This is a genomic window from Flavobacterium adhaerens (genome assembly GCF_040045115.1).
In the GTDB taxonomy this organism is placed as follows: domain Bacteria; phylum Bacteroidota; class Bacteroidia; order Flavobacteriales; family Flavobacteriaceae; genus Flavobacterium; species Flavobacterium adhaerens.
The window spans coordinates 86,431-105,771 of record NZ_JBDLZX010000004.1; the positions used below are offsets into that span (position 1 = coordinate 86,431).

At 35.2% G+C, this 19,341-nt stretch carries 17 protein-coding genes and 1 pseudogene; 4 read left to right on the forward strand and 14 right to left on the reverse strand.

All coding sequences use genetic code 11. The features are described from left to right. Positions 1 to 24: 24 nt before the first annotated feature. The 10 genes and pseudogenes from ABEB18_RS06580 to ABEB18_RS06625 form a co-directional block, all read right to left on the reverse strand. Entirely contained in the window at positions 25 to 438 is a 414-nt protein-coding gene (locus ABEB18_RS06580; protein WP_348798390.1) for an RrF2 family transcriptional regulator, read from the reverse strand. A 125-nt stretch (positions 439 to 563) separates the two neighbouring features. Beyond that, a complete protein-coding gene (locus ABEB18_RS06585; protein ID WP_348798391.1) occupies positions 564 to 2,822 on the reverse strand; it encodes a glycoside hydrolase family 3 N-terminal domain-containing protein in 2,259 nt (752 codons plus the stop codon). Between the two features lie 384 nt (positions 2,823 to 3,206). Beyond that, positions 3,207 to 3,512: a helix-turn-helix domain-containing protein gene (locus tag ABEB18_RS06590; RefSeq protein ID WP_348798393.1), complete on the reverse strand. Its 306-nt coding sequence runs from the start codon at positions 3,510 to 3,512 to the stop codon at positions 3,207 to 3,209. After that, positions 3,496 to 3,834: a type II toxin-antitoxin system RelE/ParE family toxin gene (locus ABEB18_RS06595; protein WP_348798394.1), complete on the reverse strand. Its 339-nt coding sequence runs from the start codon at positions 3,832 to 3,834 to the stop codon at positions 3,496 to 3,498. Before ABEB18_RS06595 ends, ABEB18_RS06590 begins: the two co-directional genes overlap by 17 nt. 640 nt (positions 3,835 to 4,474) lie before the next feature. Further along, a pseudogene (locus tag ABEB18_RS06600) lies at positions 4,475 to 5,308 on the reverse strand (RHS repeat-associated core domain-containing protein); the annotation flags it as partial. Between the two features lie 27 nt (positions 5,309 to 5,335). Continuing rightward, positions 5,336 to 6,178, reverse strand: coding sequence for a TPM domain-containing protein (locus ABEB18_RS06605; protein WP_348798395.1), 843 nt, complete (start codon positions 6,176 to 6,178; stop codon positions 5,336 to 5,338). 4 nt (positions 6,179 to 6,182) lie between these two features. Beyond that, positions 6,183 to 6,620, reverse strand: a complete 438-nt coding sequence (locus ABEB18_RS06610) for a TPM domain-containing protein (RefSeq protein WP_348798396.1) — start codon at positions 6,618 to 6,620, stop codon at positions 6,183 to 6,185. A gap of 41 nt (positions 6,621 to 6,661) precedes the next feature. Further along, a complete protein-coding gene (locus ABEB18_RS06615) occupies positions 6,662 to 7,243 on the reverse strand; it encodes a LemA family protein (protein WP_348798398.1) in 582 nt (193 codons plus the stop codon). 34 nt (positions 7,244 to 7,277) lie between these two features. Further along, positions 7,278 to 7,610 (reverse strand): MerR family transcriptional regulator, encoded by a 333-nt coding sequence (locus ABEB18_RS06620; RefSeq protein ID WP_348798399.1) that lies wholly within the window; start codon positions 7,608 to 7,610, stop codon positions 7,278 to 7,280. A 77-nt stretch (positions 7,611 to 7,687) separates the two neighbouring features. Continuing rightward, a complete protein-coding gene (locus ABEB18_RS06625) occupies positions 7,688 to 8,665 on the reverse strand; it encodes a M23 family metallopeptidase (RefSeq protein WP_348798400.1) in 978 nt (325 codons plus the stop codon). A gap of 350 nt (positions 8,666 to 9,015) precedes the next feature. Between ABEB18_RS06625 and alaS the strand changes: the two genes are divergently transcribed. The 3 genes from alaS (at position 9,016) to ABEB18_RS06640 (ending at position 13,343) form a co-directional block, all read left to right on the forward strand. Next, the gene (alaS, locus tag ABEB18_RS06630) at positions 9,016 to 11,646 is read left to right on the forward strand and encodes an alanine--tRNA ligase (RefSeq protein ID WP_348798401.1); all 2,631 of its coding nucleotides are present in this window, start codon (positions 9,016 to 9,018) and stop codon (positions 11,644 to 11,646) included. 120 nt (positions 11,647 to 11,766) lie between these two features. Beyond that, positions 11,767 to 12,720: a GSCFA domain-containing protein gene (locus ABEB18_RS06635; protein WP_348798402.1), complete on the forward strand. Its 954-nt coding sequence runs from the start codon at positions 11,767 to 11,769 to the stop codon at positions 12,718 to 12,720. A gap of 2 nt (positions 12,721 to 12,722) precedes the next feature. After that, positions 12,723 to 13,343 (forward strand): DUF4230 domain-containing protein, encoded by a 621-nt coding sequence (locus tag ABEB18_RS06640; protein ID WP_348798403.1) that lies wholly within the window; start codon positions 12,723 to 12,725, stop codon positions 13,341 to 13,343. 58 nt (positions 13,344 to 13,401) lie between these two features. Here ABEB18_RS06640 and ABEB18_RS06645 read toward each other — a convergent pair whose 3' ends face one another. After that, on the reverse strand, positions 13,402 to 15,165 hold the full coding sequence (locus ABEB18_RS06645; protein WP_348798404.1) for an aromatic amino acid hydroxylase: 1,764 nt from the start codon (positions 15,163 to 15,165) through the stop codon (positions 13,402 to 13,404). Positions 15,166 to 15,465: 300 nt separating this feature from the next. Here ABEB18_RS06645 and ABEB18_RS06650 point away from each other — a divergent pair, with 300 nt between their 5' ends. Continuing rightward, the gene (locus tag ABEB18_RS06650) at positions 15,466 to 16,803 is read left to right on the forward strand and encodes a pectate lyase family protein (RefSeq protein WP_348798405.1); all 1,338 of its coding nucleotides are present in this window, start codon (positions 15,466 to 15,468) and stop codon (positions 16,801 to 16,803) included. A gap of 49 nt (positions 16,804 to 16,852) precedes the next feature. On the opposite strand, the gene ABEB18_RS06655 is transcribed toward ABEB18_RS06650, so the two are convergent. From ABEB18_RS06655 to ABEB18_RS06665, 3 genes are all read right to left on the reverse strand, one after another. Then, positions 16,853 to 17,245 (reverse strand): group III truncated hemoglobin, encoded by a 393-nt coding sequence (locus tag ABEB18_RS06655; RefSeq protein WP_348798406.1) that lies wholly within the window; start codon positions 17,243 to 17,245, stop codon positions 16,853 to 16,855. A gap of 69 nt (positions 17,246 to 17,314) precedes the next feature. Next, positions 17,315 to 18,559 (reverse strand): threonine ammonia-lyase IlvA, encoded by a 1,245-nt coding sequence (gene ilvA, locus ABEB18_RS06660; RefSeq protein ID WP_348798407.1) that lies wholly within the window; start codon positions 18,557 to 18,559, stop codon positions 17,315 to 17,317. A gap of 214 nt (positions 18,560 to 18,773) precedes the next feature. Beyond that, the gene (locus ABEB18_RS06665) at positions 18,774 to 19,325 is read right to left on the reverse strand and encodes a DUF4136 domain-containing protein (RefSeq protein WP_348798408.1); all 552 of its coding nucleotides are present in this window, start codon (positions 19,323 to 19,325) and stop codon (positions 18,774 to 18,776) included. Positions 19,326 to 19,341: the final 16 nt, after the last annotated feature.

Consider the following 19,341-nt stretch of genomic DNA (forward strand, 5'->3'; position numbering starts at 1 on the left):
AAATTGAGAACGGTTTTCTGTTTTTTATTTATTTACCAATGAGGCTATTGTAATTCCTTGCATGGCTTTTAGGGTTTCATCTCTGATAATCATCAATCCATGGCGCAAATTGCACTCGGATTCGGTCTTGCAATCCGAACAAGGTTCGTAAAAATTTAAAGAAGCACAGGGTAGTAAAGCTATGGCTCCATCAAATAGGCGATGTATATCAGCTAATGTAATAGAATTTTTGTCTTTTAAGAGATAATAACCTCCAAATTTTCCTTGCTTGCTTCCTACCAAATGTCCTCTTTTTAAATCCAAAAGAATTTGTTCCAAAAACTTTTTAGGAATTTGGGCTTCTTCTGCAATTTCAATTGTTCTTGAGATATGGTTCTCATCTTGCTGAGCTAAATACAGAAGTGCTTTAAGGGCATATTTAGTTTTATGTGAAAGCATATGAGCAGATTAGTTTTTTGTGTTGTATATGATATTTGTAAAATTCTTACTAAAGAATTGTTTTACGGAATCAAATATAGCTTTTTTTTTATTTTAAAGGAGGAGTATTCTAAAAATTGGCAAAATTATTCAACCTTGAAATTCTCTTCTAAACCATTTTCAGCATGCGAAGCAATCCATATTTTAAAGTCACCAGGTTCTACTTTTAATTCCATTTTGTCGTTGTAAAAAGCCAGTTCCGAAACTGGAATGTCAAATTGTACCGTTTTCGATTCCTTTGGTCGTAATTCGATTTGAACAAAATCTTTAAGTTCCCTAATAGGTCTTACAATACTTCCTGCAATGTCTCGAACATATAATTGAACAGTTTCTACTCCTGTTAAGTCACCTGAATTGGTAATTGTTGCTGAAACCGAAACTGTTTCGTTACTTTTGAATGTGTTTTTATTGATTTTTAAATTTTCATATTTAAAGGAAGTGTAGCTCAATCCAAATCCAAATGGGAATTGCGGTTCATAACCAGCATCTAGATAATGTGAATTGTTGCCTAATGAGCTTTGCCACGCTTCGATAGGAATGTCTTGAATGGCCACAAAAGTTTTTGGATCTGCTGGTCGTCCCGTATTAGGATGGTTGTAATAAATAGGAATCTGCCCCACCTCTTTAGGCCAAGTAACTGGAAGTTTACCAGACGGGTTTGCTAATCCCAAAAGGATATCCGAAATTGCTGGCCCAGCCATAGTTCCTGGATGCCAAGCCATAATTACGGCATTTACTTTTGGTAGAACTGCACCCAAAGTGATGGGTCTTCCGGCCATTAGAACCAAAACAATTGGTTTGCCTGCTTTTTGTAATTCGGATATTAATTTTTCTTGTAATCCTGGTAAATTAATATTGGCTCTAGAATGTGCTTCACCAGATAAAATAGCTTCCTCTCCTCCAAAAAACACAATTATATCGGCTTTTTTGGCTTCTTTTATTGCCAATTCAAATCCTTCTTCAGATAATGATCTACTGTGCGAAAGTCCATTGGAATAGAAAATATTGCTAGCTCCAAAACTGTTTTGCAATGCTTTTAGAGGAGTCTGAGAATCTTCTTTATTACCATCAAATGTCCAAGTTCCCAACTGTTCACGAGGAGCATCTGCAAGAGGACCGATTACCGCTATTTTTTGATTCGATTTCAAAGGCAAAATTTGATTGTCATTTTTTAATAAAACACAACTTTTTATGGCTGCTATTTTAGACGTTTGTAAAGCATCGGCATTTAATAGTGAAAATTTTTCACGATCCTTGAAATAGGGATTTTCAAAAATACCAGCTTTGAATTTCATTCTAAGAATATTACGAACCATTTCGTCTAATTGTTTTTCAGAAATTTTATTTTCCTTGATTAATGTTTTTAAATGATGCGCATAAGACAAACTGGTCATTTCCATATCAAGTCCAGCCGAGGCCGATTTTAGAGCGGCATCTTTTTCATCAACGGCATATCCGTGATTGATCATTTCGGTAACCGAATTCCAATCACTAACCACAAACCCACTATATTTCCATTCGTCTCTTAATATTTTTTTTAGTAAAAACGAATTTCCAGAAGCTGGGACACCGTTGAGGTCATTAAATGATGTCATAAAAGTTGCTGCTCCAGCTTTTGCAGCTGCTTCAAATGGTTTTAGATATACATTTCGAAGTAACGATTCGGCCATACTAACCGTATTGTAGTCTCTTCCTCCTTCAGCGGCTCCATAGGCAGCAAAATGTTTTGCACATGCCAAAATTTGACCTGGGACAGAAGGATCGGAACCTTGAAACCCTTTTATATAGGCCTCTCCTAATCTTGAAGCTAATAATGGATCTTCACCTGGCGATTCTGCTATTCTTCCCCAACGGGCATCTCGGGCGATATCAACCATTGGAGCATATGTCCAATTGATGCATCGTGAGTAGGATTCGTTTGCTGCTATTTTTGATGTTTTCTCTACTAATTGCATATCCCAAGAAGCAGCTAAGCCTAACGGAATTGGGAAAATGGTTTTGTATCCGTGAATGACGTCTCTACCAAATAATAGCGGAATATGATTTGGACTTTCTTCGACAGCAATTTTTTGTATTTCAAATACAAGTGAGGGGTCTGTCAGGTTTAATATTGCTCCAACAAGACCTTGTCGAACCTCATTTTTTAGTTCTTCAGACAAACCTTTGCTTCTGCTCGAAGTCCCTTTTAAACAAGCTTGACCTATTTTTTGTTCAAGGCTCATGCTTTTTAGTAATAAGTCAATTTTTTTTTCGATTGATGGATTTAATTCTTGGCTATGACTGATAAACGATATGCTAAAAGTAATTAAGGTGTAAAAAATAATAGAGGGGGTTAATGATTTCATTATTAGTGGTTTTAGGTGCTAAATATATAAAAAAGTACAAAATATTTTACATGGTGTCTTTTTTTTGATTACCTAATAATCTTTTGTAAAATTCCTGTTATTGGATTAAAAACCAAAAGCCACTCCGTTATTGAAGTGGCTTTTTTGATTCTCTTTGTGTGCACAGATTGCAAATCTGCGCTATCGTTGCGTTGATATATCCGAGCCATCGGGCTTTTGCAAACCTGTCAATACTACATAGAAGCAGTGTTAAAACTAGCTAAATCCAATATATACAAGAACTTTTATCAATCACGAAAATAAGTTTTAGTTATGTTAATATCCTAATTGAAGGAATAAAAAAAGCTCTCAATTCGAGAGCTTAAAGAATTCATTTATGATTTATTATATCTTAATGGACAATTCCAAATGCCCACCCAAGCCAAGTTCTACAATCTTTTGAAGTGTTGAGAATCTTGCTTCCTTTACATTGTTTTCGATTTTAGAAATATACGATTTAGTTGTTCCCACTTTTTCGGCAAGTTCTTCCTGTGTTAAACCTTTTTGGATTCTGGCATCATGAATCATTGCCCCAATTCGAAAATTTTCATAACCAGCTTCCAATTCATCACGTTTGACAGTTCCCAATTCACCGTAATGTTTACTTTTAAACTGGTCTAATGTTTTGATGTTATTATTTTTCGTTTTCATATTCATTTTTAATTTTCATTGCTCTTTCAATTTCGTTTTTTTGCGTTTTCTGTGTTTTCTTTTGGAATCCATTTGCTAACACTACCAATTGCCCGTCATCGAAAAAACAAAAGATTCTAAAAATATCGCTACCCTGTTGAATTCTGATTTCAAATAATCCGTCTGTATTTTCAATATGTTTAAGATACGTTTCGGGAATTCTTTCTAGTTCTTCAATTACTTGTAACGTCCAGATAATTTTGTCTTTTACTTTATCTCGTTGTTTTACAAAGAATTCTTCAAAATAATCTTTATAAAAAATGATTGTTCTTTGTTTTTTCATTTTACAAATATACAAAAGTTGTACTAAAGTGAAACTTATGTCATTAAAATAAATTACAAAGGAAAAAATCTATTTATCATTTCCCGTTGCAGTAAACTATCCACTTTGATATATTTCTCCGTAGTCCCAGAAGATTTGTGTCCTGCTAGTTCCTAAAACTTCTCGAGAGGGAGTTTAAAGATTTCTTTCAGAAAAATGTAGCAACACTATAAAACCAAAAGCCACTCCGTAATAGAAGAGGCTTTTTTGATTTTCCTTGAATTTACTAGCGGGGAATATTTTAAAGTACAAGCATAAAAAGGACAATAGAAATTATCCAAAAAATAGCATTAAACCATCCATCAGTATACAAACTTCTGTCCATTGTCCAAAATGTATCATTTGAATTTCTTTCATATCTCATATAATACCATTTATTCATAAAATAGTATATCGATTGACTAATTAAAGGAATAAATAGTGATCGTATAGCTGTGTTAGAAGCTACGTTGCTTAATAAAAGTATTGATGTGATTAAAAACAATAATATATTAATAACTAATAATACATTAAAATACTTTTTTACATCAAGTATCCTCTTATCAAAGAGAAACACTATTGATACATTCATTCCGATAATAATAAAAATAATATTCATAATTTAATCAAATTTTTCATAAACTCCATCAAAAGCTCCTACACCATCTAAAACTCCTAACCCAACAGATAAAAATGGACCCACAACTGGAATAAATGCTGATCCTGTAATTAATGCAGCTCCAGCTAAGCGGGCTTTATCTGCACCAGAGCCGTCACTTTGATAATATGTATATAGAGAAGCTGCTGCTCCTGCAACTTGAAAAACTTTTCCTGTAGTTTTTAGGGTTTTTGTAAAACTAGTATTCAAATTGGCTGTTTGCATAGCCTTAAAAGTTTCCTTAAAGCGAGCCTTCATAACTGCATCTCCCACTGTACTTGCTAATCCAACGGCTCCCGCATGAACTGAATTAGGAATACCTTCGTCGTCATATTCTTGATTGTTAGAATATATTGTACCATCGAATGATTGGATTTTCTTTTGAGATTCCCCTATTTGTCCAAGAACATTTTCATGAAGATCATTTTCAGATTTTTTACTACCACTTTGAATTACAACTTCCTTTAGTTCATATGCAAATCCGTTATCTGCATCGAAAATATGCTCAGACATTTCATTAACAGATGCTTTTTGGTTATTTTTTAAATATTCCGTAAACATCTTAATCTCTTTTTTGTCTGTTATGGTAATGTTTCCATTTCCATCAACTTCATACAATCCAGTTGGATCGCTAAAAAAAATGGGATTATTATATGCAAAACGATAAGGCGTGATTGAGTGTGATAATTCAGCCAAGACATCGGGACTATAAAATCTACCTATTGCAGCATCATATTGACGGTAATCCATTGCTGTAACATTCAGTCCCAGCTCGTCCTGCAACTCTTTCCCGTTGTATTTATACTTGTAATCAGACCATCATAACTACCAACTTCCGCTAGAACCACCGCCAGAGAATCCGCCTCCGCCGAAACCTCCGCCGAAACCTCCGCCAAAGCCTCCACCTCCGAAGCCTCCGCCTGATGATCCTCCAAATCCTCCTCCTCCGAAACCGCTACCGCCTCGTCCGAGATTGCTAAGTATGATAACGTCAAGTAGGCTAGGACCACCGCCACCGCCATGATTGCCAGAGTTGCCACCGCCTTTGTTTCTGGATAATAGTATCAAAACAATGATTGCAATAAAAATTAAAGGAAAAATAGGGAAGCTATTTCCTTTGTTTTGTTTTCTTTCTCCTTTGTATTTTCCTTTGAAAACATCAAAAAGAGCATCTGTTCCTTTATCAAGTCCACGATAATAGCTGCCCGCTTTGAATTCGGGAATAATGATGTTTCGAATAATCTCACCACCAATACCGGCTGTAAGTCTGTCTTCGAGTCCGTATCCAGGGTTTATGGCTATTTTTCGTTCTTTTTTGGCCAAAAGAATAATAACGCCATTGTCGTCTTTTTGGGTTCCGCCAACACCCCATTTTTGCCCCCAATTGGTTGCTAGGATATTGATATTTTCATTTTGAAGGCTTTCTATGGTAATTACAACAATTTGGGTAGTTGTCGTATCGGCATATTTAATCAGTTTTTGTTCGAGTTGGGCTTTTTCTTCGGGCGCCAAAACATTAGCATAATCATAAACTGATGTTTGAAAACTGGGTTTTTCGGGAATGGTAAATTGAGAAAAAATAGGATTGCTCGAAAAAAGAACAATCAGCAAAAGTGTTAACTTAAAAATTCCTTTGGAATTTATTTTTTTTAAGAATGGAATTTTCATTTGTTTATCCTTTTGATATTTCGTTAGATAATTCGTCTGTATCGCCCTCTTGCCAAGGGAAATATTTTTTCAATCGTTCTCCTGCTCTTAGGATTCCGTCAACAAGACCTTGTTTGAAGTCTCCTTTTTTAAATTGGGATACCATTGCATCACGAGTGCAATCCCAAAAATCGGGTTCTACTAAATCGTTTATACCTTTGTCGCCACAAATAACAAAAGTCTTATCTTCTACAGCCACATAAATTAGGACACCATTTTGTAATTGAGTTTCATCCATACGCAAATCGTGAAAAACTTCCATGGCACGATCATAGGGATCGAGGGAAGTTGTTTTTTCGATATGTACACGGATTTCTCCAGAAGTGTTTTTTTCGGCTGTGCGAATCGCTTCAACAATTTCCTGTTCTTGTTCAGGTGTTAAAAAATCTTCTACCTTAGACATCGTATTGTTTTTAAAAACCCCGCCGAAGCGGGGTTTGGTTTTTAGAATTTTACTTCAACAGGTTTTTCTGCGCCTTCGACCGCTTTGAAATACGGTTTTTCTTTGTATTTGCCTAAAAAGAAACTTTGCGGCATTGCCAAGACATAACCGTTATAGTCTTGAACAGATTCGTTAAAACGAGTTCTGGCGGTAAGAATTTGATTCTCGGTACTGGCCAGTTCATCTTGTAATTTCAAGAAATTTTGGTTGGCTTTTAGGTCAGGATATTTTTCTACGCTTACTAAAAGTTTAGATAATGAACTGCTAACACCACTTTGAGCCGAGTTGAAGGCTGCCAATTGTTCTGGAGTTACATTTGCAGGATCTATGGTTACCGATGTAGCTTTTGCTCTAGCTTCGATTACAGCCGTTAAAGTGCTTTTTTCAAAATCTGCAGCTCCTTTTACGGTATTTACCAAGTTTCCAATAAGGTCATTTCGTCTTTGATAAGCTGTGTTTACATTTCCCCATTCTTTGTTTACCGCTTGGTCTTTTTGTAGTCCTTTGTTCATTACACCCATTACCCAAAAAGCAATGATTGCTATTATTCCAATTCCGATAATCCAAGGCAAAAATCTTCTCATGTTAATTTAATTTAAGGTTTGTTTTTTGTTTTAATTATAATTCGTTTTTAATACTAATAAGTTGTGATTTGATAGTTTCTAATTTACTGATAATTTCATATTTGTCTAAAGTTTTCTTTTGGCCTTCTTTCAAATGGATTTTGGCCCCCTCCAGTGTAAACCCTCGTTCTTTTACCAAATGGTAAATCAATTGCAGGTTTTTGATGTCTTCAGGGGTAAACATCCTGTTGCCTTTGGCGTTTTTTTTGGGTTTGAGAATGTCAAATTCACTATCCCAAAAGCGTATTAGCGAGGCATTCACATTAAATGCTTTGGCTACTTCGCCTATGCTATAATATCGTTTATCTGGAGATAAGTCTATGTGCATTTTTTTCTTTTGTAATTAGTTCTAAGTGATTAGCTCTTAGTTTTCTTCTATAATCTGTTTTCAGTAATCTAAAATCGTTAATCCAACGATTGATTCTCTTGGTTGGCAATCTTAGAAATCGCAACATATTCGACCGCCGAAATATTTCCGTAATAAAAATTAAGAGGATTCACCACTTTTCCGTTTTTATGAACCTCATAATGCAAGTGAGGAGCTTCAGATCTTCCCGTGCTACCCACATATCCAATAATATCACCTCTTTTAACGGTTTTTCCAGGGCGACAATTGTATTTGCTCAAATGCGCATACAAAGTTTGATAACCATAACCATGTCGTATTACAATATGGTTACCATAGCCCGAGGCTGTATTATCGGCTCTAGCCACAACTCCGTCGCCAGTTGCATATACTGGAGTTCCTGTCTTGGCCGTAAAATCCATCCCTTCATGCATTTTTCTGGCCTTGGTAAACGGATCTGTTCTGTATCCAAAACCCGAAGCCATTTGTTTCAAATTTTCATTTTTTACAGGTTGAATAGCTGGAATTGCAGACAATAACTTGCTTTTTGCTTTTGCTAATTTCAAAATCTCATCCAATGATTTAGATTGAACAGCCAATTCTTTACGCAACGCATCTATTCTCTTTGTAGTGCTTATTACTAGTTTCGAATTGTCATAGCCCTGTAACGATGCATAATGATCAATTTTAGAATACCCAACTTTTCGTTCCTCTATCGGGATAGCTGGAGTGTTAAAATAAACACGATAGACAGTATTGTCCCTTTCCTCAATATCTTCGATCACATCATCTACTTGATCCATTTTTTTGCTCAAAATGGCATAGTTCAATTTCAAATTTTCAATTTCTCGTGCCTGCAAACGCTCCTTTGGAGTATCAAAGTAAGGGGTGTTCAATAAAATCACAAAAGTCAAAAAACCAAAAAGCGCCGAAGCCAATAAAAACAGAACAGCATAGCCAAATTTCTTTCTTTTTCTAATTTTTATTTTCCTATAGGCCAGATTTACTGAATCGTAATAATATTTTACTTTCGCCATATTTTAAAATACCCTATTTTTGCAAACTAGTTATAAGGTAAGTCGAACAAATTTAATAAATGTTTCAAATGTTCGACTCTTTTTTTAATAATAAATAAAATAATGTGCCTTATCCAGCTAACCGTTACAAGTTCTCGTTTAGAAACCTTTTTTTTCTAATGAGCCGTCAGGAGCTTCCGTTGGTCGCTCTGCCTGCTCAAGAAAAAATAAGGTTCTAAATCTCGAAGCTTTCCACTTTTATCTGGGGCAAGAAAATAGATTGAAAGATTAAATGATTCAAAGATTGAAATATTCAATCCCAAAATCCTTAATCTTTAAATTTTTAAATCTTTAAATTTTTAAATTTCAAAATGAAATCACAAGACATTCGCAAGCAATTCCTAGATTTTTTCGAGAGCAAAGGACATCTTATTGTTCCATCAGCTCCAATCGTTCTTAAAGATGATCCAACCCTAATGTTCAATAACTCTGGAATGGCACAGTTCAAAGAATATTTTTTAGGTCTTGGAACTCCAAAAAGCAACAGAATTGCCGATACCCAAAAATGTCTTCGTGTTTCAGGAAAACATAACGACCTCGAAGAGGTAGGTATCGATACCTATCATCACACCATGTTCGAAATGTTGGGAAATTGGTCTTTTGGCGATTATTTCAAAAAAGAAGCCATTCACTGGGCATGGGAATTATTAACGGAAGTTTATAAAATACCAAAAGACATTCTGTATGTATCAGTTTTCGAAGGAAACCCTGATGAAAATGTTCCTTTCGATCAAGAAGCTTGGGATATTTGGAAAACATTAATCGATGAGGACCGAATTATCCTTGGTAACAAAAAAGATAATTTCTGGGAAATGGGAGACCAAGGGCCATGCGGGCCTTGTTCTGAAATTCATGTAGATATCCGTTCTGCTGAAGAAAAAGCGATTACTCCAGGAAAACAATTGGTAAATGCCGATCATCCACATGTGGTAGAAATCTGGAATAATGTATTTATGGAATTCAACCGTAAAGCCGATGGTTCTTTAGAGAAATTACCAGCACAACACGTCGATACCGGAATGGGATTCGAGCGTTTGTGTATGGTTTTGCAAGGTGTGCAATCAAATTATGATACTGATGTTTTTACTCCGCTAATTCGTGAAATTGAGACCATTACGGGTACAAAATACACGGTTAAAGCGGTAAACGAAGCCGAAGAAAAAATAAACATTGCCATTCGTGTAATTGCGGATCACGTTCGTGCGGTTGCTTTTGCCATTGCCGATGGACAATTGCCCTCTAACACAGGCGCAGGTTATGTGATTCGTAGAATCTTGCGTCGTGCCATTCGTTACGGATTTACTTTCTTAGATACCAAAGAACCTTTTATCTATAAATTGGTCGAAACCCTAAGCGCACAAATGAGCGGTTCGTTCCCAGAGATTAGAACTCAAAAAGCATTATGTTCTAACGTAATTCGGGAAGAAGAAAGTTCTTTCTTAAGAACATTAGACCAAGGATTGGTGTTACTTGATGCTGTAATCAGTACGACTTCAAGTAAGATAATCGATGGAAAAAAAGCGTTTGAGTTGTATGACACGTATGGTTTTCCGATTGATTTAACAGCTTTGATTTTATCCGAAAAAGGTTTGCAATTGGATGAGAAAGGTTTCCAAGAGCAATTACAATTACAAAAAGAGCGCTCTCGTGCTGCTTCAAAAGTTACGGCTGGTGATTGGAATGTTTTGGTTGAGGATGATGTACAGGAATTTGTAGGTTACGATAGATTGAAGCACACCGTTAAAATCACAAAATACAGAAGAGTAGAGAGTGCCAAAGATGGAGAAATCTTTCAATTGGTTTTCAACGCTACACCATTTTATGGAGAAAGCGGAGGACAAACGGGAGACAAAGGATATCTTGAATCACAAAACGGAGATATTATTTATATCATCGATACCAAAAAAGAGAACAATCAAACCATACATTTAGCACAGTCGTTACCAGATAATTTAACTGATAGTTTTACTGCTGTTGTCGATGAGAAGCAGCGTTTTAAAACATCGGCAAACCACTCTGCGACACACTTATTGCACCAAGGATTGCGTAAAATATTGGGTACTCATATCGAACAAAAAGGATCGATGGTGCGTAATGCTTCATTGCGTTTTGACTTTTCTCACTTCTCAAAAGTAACCGATGAAGAACTGAAAGAAGTAGAAGATTTCGTAAATGCCAGAATCCGCGAAAGTTTACCATTGGTAGAAAAAAGAGCGATACCAAAAGACCAAGCCCTTGAAGAAGGTGCCATGGCATTGTTTGGAGAAAAATACGGAGATTTGGTTCGTATGATAAAATTTGGGGACTCAGTAGAGTTGTGCGGAGGAACGCACGTGGCAAATACCAGTGATATTTGGCATTTCAAAATTGTTTCAGAAGGAGCTGTAGCAGCTGGAATTCGTCGTATAGAAGCGATTACTAGTGAAGCTGCCAAAGACTTTTTTGAATCACAATTGATAACGTTTCATGAAATTAAAGAAGTGCTTAAAAACGCCGTAGATCCTGTGAAAGCGATTCAATTGATGCAAGACGAAAACGCTTCACTTAAGAAACAGTTGGAAGTTTTATTGAAAGATAAAGCTAAAAATATGAAAGGCGAGTTGGCGGCAGCATTACAAGATGTAAATGGTGTTCAATTCTTAGCAAAACAAGTCGATTTAACTCCAGAAGGAGCTAAAGATTTGGCTTATGAATTGGGTAATTTAGGTACAAATTTATTCTTGGTTTTGGCAACCGCCGATGCAGGAAAGCCAATGCTAACGTGCTATATCTCGAAAGAATTAGTAGCTGACAAAAAACTAAACGCTGGTCAAGTAGTTCGTGAATTAGGAAAATACATCCAAGGTGGAGGAGGAGGGCAGCCGTTCTTCGCTACTGCAGGAGGTAAAAATGTGGACGGAATTGCAGAAGCTTTGGCTAAAGCAGTTGAATTTGTGAAATAGTGATCAATTAGGATTTGTTTTTCACAAATTATAATCAAAAAATAGGAGCCTTTTCAAAGTTCAAAACTTTGAAAGGGTTTTTTTATAATAATAAAATTAAATTTGTGTAAAACTATTCTAATGCAATTCACAACCAAAATACCCATTCTTAAAAATGAAATTCCAATCGAATATAATTCGAAAATACTTTCTTTAGGTTCCTGTTTTGCCGAAAATATAGGGGATAAATTCCAGTATTTTAAGTTTCAAAGCGAGACCAATCCATTCGGAATTATTTTTAATCCGGTTTCTATTGAGAAGATTATCAATCGAGTGGTCAATGGAGATTTGTTTACAGAAGAAGATATTTTTTTTCACAACGAACGTTGGCAGTCTTTTGAAGTACATTCGGATTTAAGTTGTTCCGATGCAGCGGAATTTTTGACAAGTTTGAACCGGGTTTTGAAAGAGACAAAAAATCACTTACAAGAAGCAACGCATATCATTATCACTTACGGAACTTCTTGGGTGTATAGAAATAATGAAAGCAACAAAATAGTTGCCAATTGCCATAAAGTACCTCAAAAACAATTTACCAAAGAATTATTGTCTGTTGAGATTATTCAGGAAAGTATTCAAAATACAATTGGGTCAATTCAGACTTTAAATCCAAATGTGAATTTCGTTTTTACAGTTTCGCCAGTACGTCACCTCAAGGATGGTTTTGTCGAAAATCAAAGAAGTAAATCTCATTTAATTACTGCAATTCACAATTTGTTATCTGAAAACTGTATTTTGCAATCGGATTACTTTCCAAGCTATGAAATAATGGTGGATGAGCTACGTGACTATCGTTTTTATGCGGAAGACATGTTGCATCCGAGTCAGGTTGCCATCAATTATATCTGGAAACGATTCAAGGAATCTAGTATTTCAGAAACGGTTTATAGTATTATGGATGCTGTAGAGGGTGTTCAAAAAAGTTTGCAACATCGACCTTTTGATCCAAATTCTGAAAGTCATCAAAAATTCGTTACTAATTTGAAAGAAAAAATCACGAAATTAGTAGTTCATTTTCCACATATGAAATTTTAAATATGATAAAAAAAATAATCATTGGTGCTATTCTTCTTGTAGGAATCCTTTTGGTATTCAAATTTTGTACATTTAAAAAAGATGATGATACAACAGTAGAATACAATACCAACTTGATTCAACAACAAATCCTGAATGTTGGGAAATTGGTGGTGACCGAAGGACATTTTGCAGAAGTGATTACCTATAAAAACCAACAAAAATATATGATGGATATGCTTTCGTTCGAGAAGAAAGCCATCGTGATTGTTAATGCTGATGTTACAGTTTCGTATGATTTGCATCAAATGAAATATGATATTGATGAGACGACTAAAACCATCACTATTACCAATATTCCTAAACAGGAAATAAAAATTAGTCCCGATATTAAGTTTTATGATGTACAGCAAAGCCAAATGAATGAGTTTTCAGGAGAGGATTACAATGCCATAAACAAGACAGTAAGAGCAAATTTGGCTAAAAAAATTAATAATTCTTCTTTAAAATCGAATGCTCAAAATCGTTTGATAAGTGAGCTTTCCAAAATCTTGATTCTGACCAATACGATGGGATGGAAATTACAATACAACGGGAAAGTCATTGGTAATGAAAAAGAACTGCAACGAGATTTGAAATTGTAGGCTATTAAGACACGAATTTCTCGAATTGTATTTATTTAATTCGTAAAATTCATATTTATTAATGTGTTGTGTTTTGTTTTTCAAAAATCAATTCCAATCCATAGTCGATTAGTTTGGTAATTTCGGGACGTTGTTTTTTAAGGTTTTCTAAATGTAAGAGTACTTCCTTCATTAAACTAGGTTCGTTTCTGGTATTTAAAAGTTCAATCAATTCAACCGAAAGCAACCAATCGGTTGGGTGATTTTCTTGAATTTTTTTAAAAATTGGTTCTAATGAAGTCGTTGAGTCGTTGGTTTCTCTAATGTTTCGGATGCTTTGGTATAAAATTTCCAAGTCGTCTCTTTCGGCTGTTTGTTTGGCTTTAATGGTTTTGGTTGAAGGAACATGTGAAATTAAATCGAAGCTGTTTACATCGGCAGGACCTGAGAAAGCCGAAACCAGTTTTTTACCTACCGCCATATCGTAATTTCCCCATTCTGGTTGGAACAAAACTGTTTCACCGTGAGTAACGGTGCAATTTTTGAAACAGATTAAAATAATTTCCCCGTGTAGATTTCTTTTTCCAGTGATAATTTCGCCAACCACCTTTATATCGCCTTCAAATTCTAGAGTAACACTAAGTCCTTCATAAATTCCATACGCTTTTAAGTCCCGTGGACTCATTTCTTCAATGGCTAAATTGATTCCTTTTAGTTTTCCAATCGGGCTGCCAAAACCATGAGGATGCGTTTCGATTCCGTGGCCTACCAATTCTTTTTCACGATAAGATAAAGCTGTTTTGCCTATGGTTTGAAAGTAAATAGGTTTTCCGTCCTGCTCAATCACATTGCTGAAAATCCCTGAAATTTGTAAGCCTGTACTCAACTCAATAGTTCCTAATGCTTTCGAATTTATGAGTTTTTGAATGCCAGACAAGCCACCTGTGCGAAGTGCCATAGTGTTGGCAAATTCTTCCAGTATCAAACTCAAATATGCAAAATCGGGTGTTACATACAATTGCGGTTGCAATTTGGTGATGTCAAAACTTTGATGTACAGCTGAAAAATCGTAAGGGATTTTCTTTACATTATCCGTCATACACCAAGCACTTTCACCTATCGAAGACAGCAAACCGGCTCCATAAATTTTTGGATTTTCCAAAGTTCCTATCAGTCCGTATTCTACCGTCCACCAATGCAGATTCCTGATTTGCGCCATTTCGGATAATTCGCCCATATTGTTTTGCAGATCTTCAACTGCTTTTTCGGCTGCTTCAATTTTGGATTGTGGTGTATCTTCGGCTTCTTTTAAAATAGAAAGTAACCGAATTGCCTCGTACATTTCATAATCTTTATGGGATGAAATTGCTTTACAACCTATTTCACCAAAACGGCGCAAATATTCGGCATACTCAGGATTGGCGATGATAGGGGCATGTCCAGCACCTTCGTGAATGATATCAGGAGCAGGTGTGTATTCTATATGTTCTAATTGGCGAATGTCTGAAGCAATCACCAAAACATTATAGGCTTGAAATTCCATAAATGCATTTGGCGGAATAAAACCATCTACCGCAACCGCAGCCCAGCCAATCTCACGCAATATGCGGTTCATTCCGTACATACTCGGAATGGTATCAATTTCAATCCCTGTTTTTTTCAATCCCTCTAAATAGGAATTATGGGCAACCTTTGATAGATAGTTTACATTTTTGCGCATCACATAACGCCAAACGGCTTGATTTATAGGAGTGTAGTTACTGTATTCCTGCGGTTTGATAAACTGTTTTAAATGCTTTGGTAAACGATCTAAAAGAGGATTGCTTTTTATTTTAGAGTTCATAGCGAAAACGATATAGTTTTAGCAAATTTACATTTTTTTGCTGTTTATAAAGCTATTTTGTATCGGATTTGTAAAAACACGCTTCTGGAGACTGTTTGTTTTAAGCAGTGTTATTCTTTTAATTTTAATTTTTTAGAGGGTTTTCGCTTCTAGTAGAAGTATTATGAATGCTTTTTGGGATAAAATAACACTAATTATGCGAATTATGTGATATAAAGTAAAAGTGGTTTTTTTAATTTGTTTGTAATCGATTACATTTAACTATCTTTAAATTAATTTAATTCATTTAATACCCCAATTATGAAACATAAATTACTAAACGGAATCTTATTGCTGCTTTGTTGTTTTACGGTAAAGACTTATTCTCAAACACCTGATTTTTCTTTGGTTGGTTTTGCGACCGAAAACGGAGGTACAACAGGAGGCCAAGGAGGTACAGAAGTTGTGGTAACTACTTTTGCAGATCTTAAGAAGTATGCTGAAACAAAGGATACAAAATACATTATTAAAATAGCTGGAACCATAACGGGTTCTGGTAGTGTTGCCGAAAAGAATTATGTTGGTTCTATCAAAGTAACATCAAATAAAAGTATTATAGGAGTTGATGATAGCGCTTTTCTTGATGGAGTTGGTTTTACGGTTAAAGATGCCAAAAATATTATTATACAGAATATCAAATTTTCATTGATCTCTGTGGCCAAAGCTATTCCTGCTAATTCTGAGGATATAGCAAACATATACAGTAAATTAGGAGATGAAAGACGACCACAGATTTTGGTGAATGGAGGAGATTTAATTTCAGTTTCTGGTGCAAGTACTAATATCTGGATTGATCATTGTGAGTTTTATCAGGAAGATCCTCGAGTACAAACAAATCAAGATTTGTACGATGGATTGGTAGATGTAAAGGATGATAGCGGATTTATTACGATTTCTTGGTGTTATTTTCATGACCATCATAAATGTAGTTTGATTGGTAGTTCCGACACAAATTTATTTGCGGATAGAAAAATCACTTTTCATCATAATTATTATAAAACCATTCAAGAACGCGTGCCTTTGTATAGAGGTGCAGAAGCTCATTTTTTTAATAATTATACGTATGATGTTTACAGTGGGATTGTGAATACTCGTGTAAATGCTTGTGTAAAAGTCGAAAGAAATTACTTTGAAAAGTCTAAAAATACGGTGTATTCTAAGAATAGTACAATTTTAGGAACGGCTGAAATTGTCAATAATAAAGAGGTAGATTGTACTAGTAGCGAAGCTTATCCTACAAGTTGTGAAGCTAATATTCCATACGATTATTCTACTGTTCTTAATTTAAATGCCGATGATGTAAAAAATATAGTGACTACTTATTCAGGAGTAGGAAAATTGAGCGAAAATTTAGGTATGGATGAGGTAAGGTATGTTAGTGATGATAAAATTGCTTATCCGAATCCATTCCATAAAACAATTACAGTAAAGCATTTAGGAGCTTTTGATTATTTAGTTTATAATATGGCTGGTGTTGAGATTGAGAGAGGAAAATCTATTGATTTGGTAACATTTGGAGCAAACTACCCTGATGGTTTTTATATCGTGAAATTAATTTCTGATGATGGCGTTTCTTTTCTTAAAATCATTAAACAATAAAATAAAATTCCTAACAGGATTATGTGGCATGTTAGGAATATAATGCGTCTTACAAAAGGGGATGTTTGCCTTCGTGTCTGAAATATTCAATTTTGTAATTGAACATTTCGGCCATGTTTTTGGCTCTAAGTTTAGCTTCTTCAGCTATAGATCCTGCGAACAAAGTGTCAACCGTTTGGGTAAAAATTTCCATCCAACGGGTAAAATGTTTTTTTTCGACAGGGAGCTGTCGGTGAGGCGGAAATGGGCTCCCAGAATACGTATGCTCTTCTAATAAAATGGTTTGCCAAAAGCGGTACATTTTCTCTAAATGTTCAGGCCAACGGTCTCTAATTTTTTCGTTGAAAATTGCCCCAATCAAATCATCTTTTTGAACCTTGGCATAAAAAGTATCTACTAATAATTTTATATCGTCAATATTTGAAATGTCTTTGTTAGTCATGGTTTTGAGTCTTAATAATGTATCAAAGATAGGCTATAATTAAAGAGTCGATAGAAAAGAATTGTTAATTTATCCTATCAGCTGAGTGAAAAGGTCGTGTCTTTCGTTGAGGTAACGGTATTCAAAACCTTTGGTATTCATATTATTTTTGATGGCATGAATGTCGTTTGGATTTTTCAATTCTAATCCCACAACTACAGATCCTACTTCGCGACTATTCTTCTTAGCAAACTGAAAATAAGTGATATCGTCATCTGGTCCTAGAATTTCATTTACAAATTCCTTTAGGGCTCCTGGACGTTGCGGGAATTGGATCATAAAATAATGCATTAAACCTTCATAAAGTAGTGAACGTTCTTTTATTTCGGCCGTTCTTTCGATATCATTGTTGCTGCCACTTACAATACAAACTACCGTTTTGCCTTTTATTTCTTCTTTGTAAAAATCTAAAGCAGCAATAGTCAATGCGCCAGCTGGTTCTACTACCATTGCTTCTTCATTGTACAAACGCAGAATGGTGGTGCATACTTTTCCTTCGGGAACTAGGATGATGTCTTCTAAGTTTTTTTGGCAAATATCAAATGTTAAGTCGCCTACTTGTTTTACGGCTGCACCATCAACAAATTTGTCTATAGATTGTAGTGGTGTGTTTTTTTTATGAGCAATAGAAGTTTTCATAGAAGGGGCTCCTTGTGGTTCTACACCAATTATTTTGGTGCTGGGACTTAATTGCTTGAAAACAGTAGATAAACCCGATGCTAGACCGCCTCCGCCAATAGGAATAAAGACATAATCGATAGGTTTGTGGTAAGTGTCGAGAATTTCTAGGCCAACAGTTCCTTGTCCTGCTATCACTTCAAGATCATCAAAAGGATGAATAAAAGGTTTATCGTTTTGAGAGGCATCTTCCAAAGCTTTGGCATAGGCATCATCAAAAGTATCTCCTGTTAAAACAATTTCGACATATTTTTTTCCAAATAATTGAACTTGTTTAATTTTTTGTTTGGGTGTCGTTTTGGGCATATAAATTTTGCCCATCATTTTTAATATTTGGCAAGAATAGGCCACACCTTGAGCGTGATTTCCTGCACTGGCACAAATAACTCCTCGTTCTTTTTCAGAATTAGTAAGGTTACTCATTTTATTATAAGCCCCTCTTATTTTGTAAGAGCGTACTATTTGTAAATCTTCACGTTTTAACAATACAGTCGCTCCAAACTCTTGCGATATATTTAAATTTTCTAGTAATGGAGTAGGAGAGATTACGTGTTCTAGATTTTTTTGGGCCTCTTGAATTGTTTTAAATAAATTCATTTTTGAAATTGTTTTATTGCTTTAGTCAAAAAAAAACCTCCCGCATTGGGAGGTTTATAAATATATTAATTACTTAATTTATGCAACACCTCGCCATAGTTATCAAATGATAATGATACTAATGATAATGATAACGATGATGTTGATTAAGTTTTTCATTGTTTTAATTGAATGCACAAATGTATTGATTTTTGAAATAGCAAAAGAAATCGTGTTATTTTTTCTTTTCTTTTTCTGGAGCAGGTGGATATTGTGCCAAAATTTGAGTCACGATATCATTGACAATTTCGTCTTTTCTGTTCATGTCTTTGCTAAGTGTTCCAGTTCCTTCTCCTTGCCAAATTAGTTCTTTCTTTTTAGCATCGATAAGGTCAATGTACAATGTCCCTTCGGTAGATGAAGTCACTGTTGTTTGTCCTCCGTACATGTAAGGATTCCAACCCCATCCCCATCCGTAGCCCCATCCAGCATTGAACTGGTTTACGCTTACTTCTTCACGAGATTTGGTAAAAATATTTACGAGTAAATCGGGATTTTCACTTTTGGTCAACCCTTTAGCTTGTAATTGTTGATCGATTGCGTTTAGAATTCTTTTTTTATCCAAATCAGAAATCTCTACTTTGTCTATGCCAGATTTCATAAAGGCAAAAGTTTTGTAGGGCGCAAAATTGACTGATCTGTCATAATCAGAATATACTTGTACTGAATCACAAGAAACAACTACAACTAGTAATAAGATGGGTAATAAGAATCTAAATGTTTTCATATTTTCGAGTTTTACG

Bases quoted from the DNA above. Each gene is read 5' to 3' on its own strand.
- ABEB18_RS06580 (WP_348798390.1), bottom strand. From the start codon at position 438: ATGCTTTCACATAAAACTAAATATGCCCTTAAAGCACTTCTGTATTTA.
- ABEB18_RS06585 (WP_348798391.1), bottom strand. From the start codon at position 2,822: ATGAAATCATTAACCCCCTCTATTATTTTTTACACCTTAATTACTTTT.
- ABEB18_RS06590 (WP_348798393.1), bottom strand. From the start codon at position 3,512: ATGAAAACGAAAAATAATAACATCAAAACATTAGACCAGTTTAAAAGT.
- ABEB18_RS06595 (WP_348798394.1), bottom strand. From the start codon at position 3,834: ATGAAAAAACAAAGAACAATCATTTTTTATAAAGATTATTTTGAAGAA.
- ABEB18_RS06605 (WP_348798395.1), bottom strand. From the start codon at position 6,178: ATGAAAATTCCATTCTTAAAAAAAATAAATTCCAAAGGAATTTTTAAG.
- ABEB18_RS06610 (WP_348798396.1), bottom strand. From the start codon at position 6,620: ATGTCTAAGGTAGAAGATTTTTTAACACCTGAACAAGAACAGGAAATT.
- ABEB18_RS06615 (WP_348798398.1), bottom strand. From the start codon at position 7,243: ATGAGAAGATTTTTGCCTTGGATTATCGGAATTGGAATAATAGCAATC.
- ABEB18_RS06620 (WP_348798399.1), bottom strand. From the start codon at position 7,610: ATGCACATAGACTTATCTCCAGATAAACGATATTATAGCATAGGCGAA.
- ABEB18_RS06625 (WP_348798400.1), bottom strand. From the start codon at position 8,665: ATGGCGAAAGTAAAATATTATTACGATTCAGTAAATCTGGCCTATAGG.
- alaS (WP_348798401.1), top strand. From the start codon at position 9,016: ATGAAATCACAAGACATTCGCAAGCAATTCCTAGATTTTTTCGAGAGC.
- ABEB18_RS06635 (WP_348798402.1), top strand. From the start codon at position 11,767: ATGCAATTCACAACCAAAATACCCATTCTTAAAAATGAAATTCCAATC.
- ABEB18_RS06640 (WP_348798403.1), top strand. From the start codon at position 12,723: ATGATAAAAAAAATAATCATTGGTGCTATTCTTCTTGTAGGAATCCTT.
- ABEB18_RS06645 (WP_348798404.1), bottom strand. From the start codon at position 15,165: ATGAACTCTAAAATAAAAAGCAATCCTCTTTTAGATCGTTTACCAAAG.
- ABEB18_RS06650 (WP_348798405.1), top strand. From the start codon at position 15,466: ATGAAACATAAATTACTAAACGGAATCTTATTGCTGCTTTGTTGTTTT.
- ABEB18_RS06655 (WP_348798406.1), bottom strand. From the start codon at position 17,245: ATGACTAACAAAGACATTTCAAATATTGACGATATAAAATTATTAGTA.
- ilvA (WP_348798407.1), bottom strand. From the start codon at position 18,559: ATGAATTTATTTAAAACAATTCAAGAGGCCCAAAAAAATCTAGAACAC.
- ABEB18_RS06665 (WP_348798408.1), bottom strand. From the start codon at position 19,325: ATGAAAACATTTAGATTCTTATTACCCATCTTATTACTAGTTGTAGTT.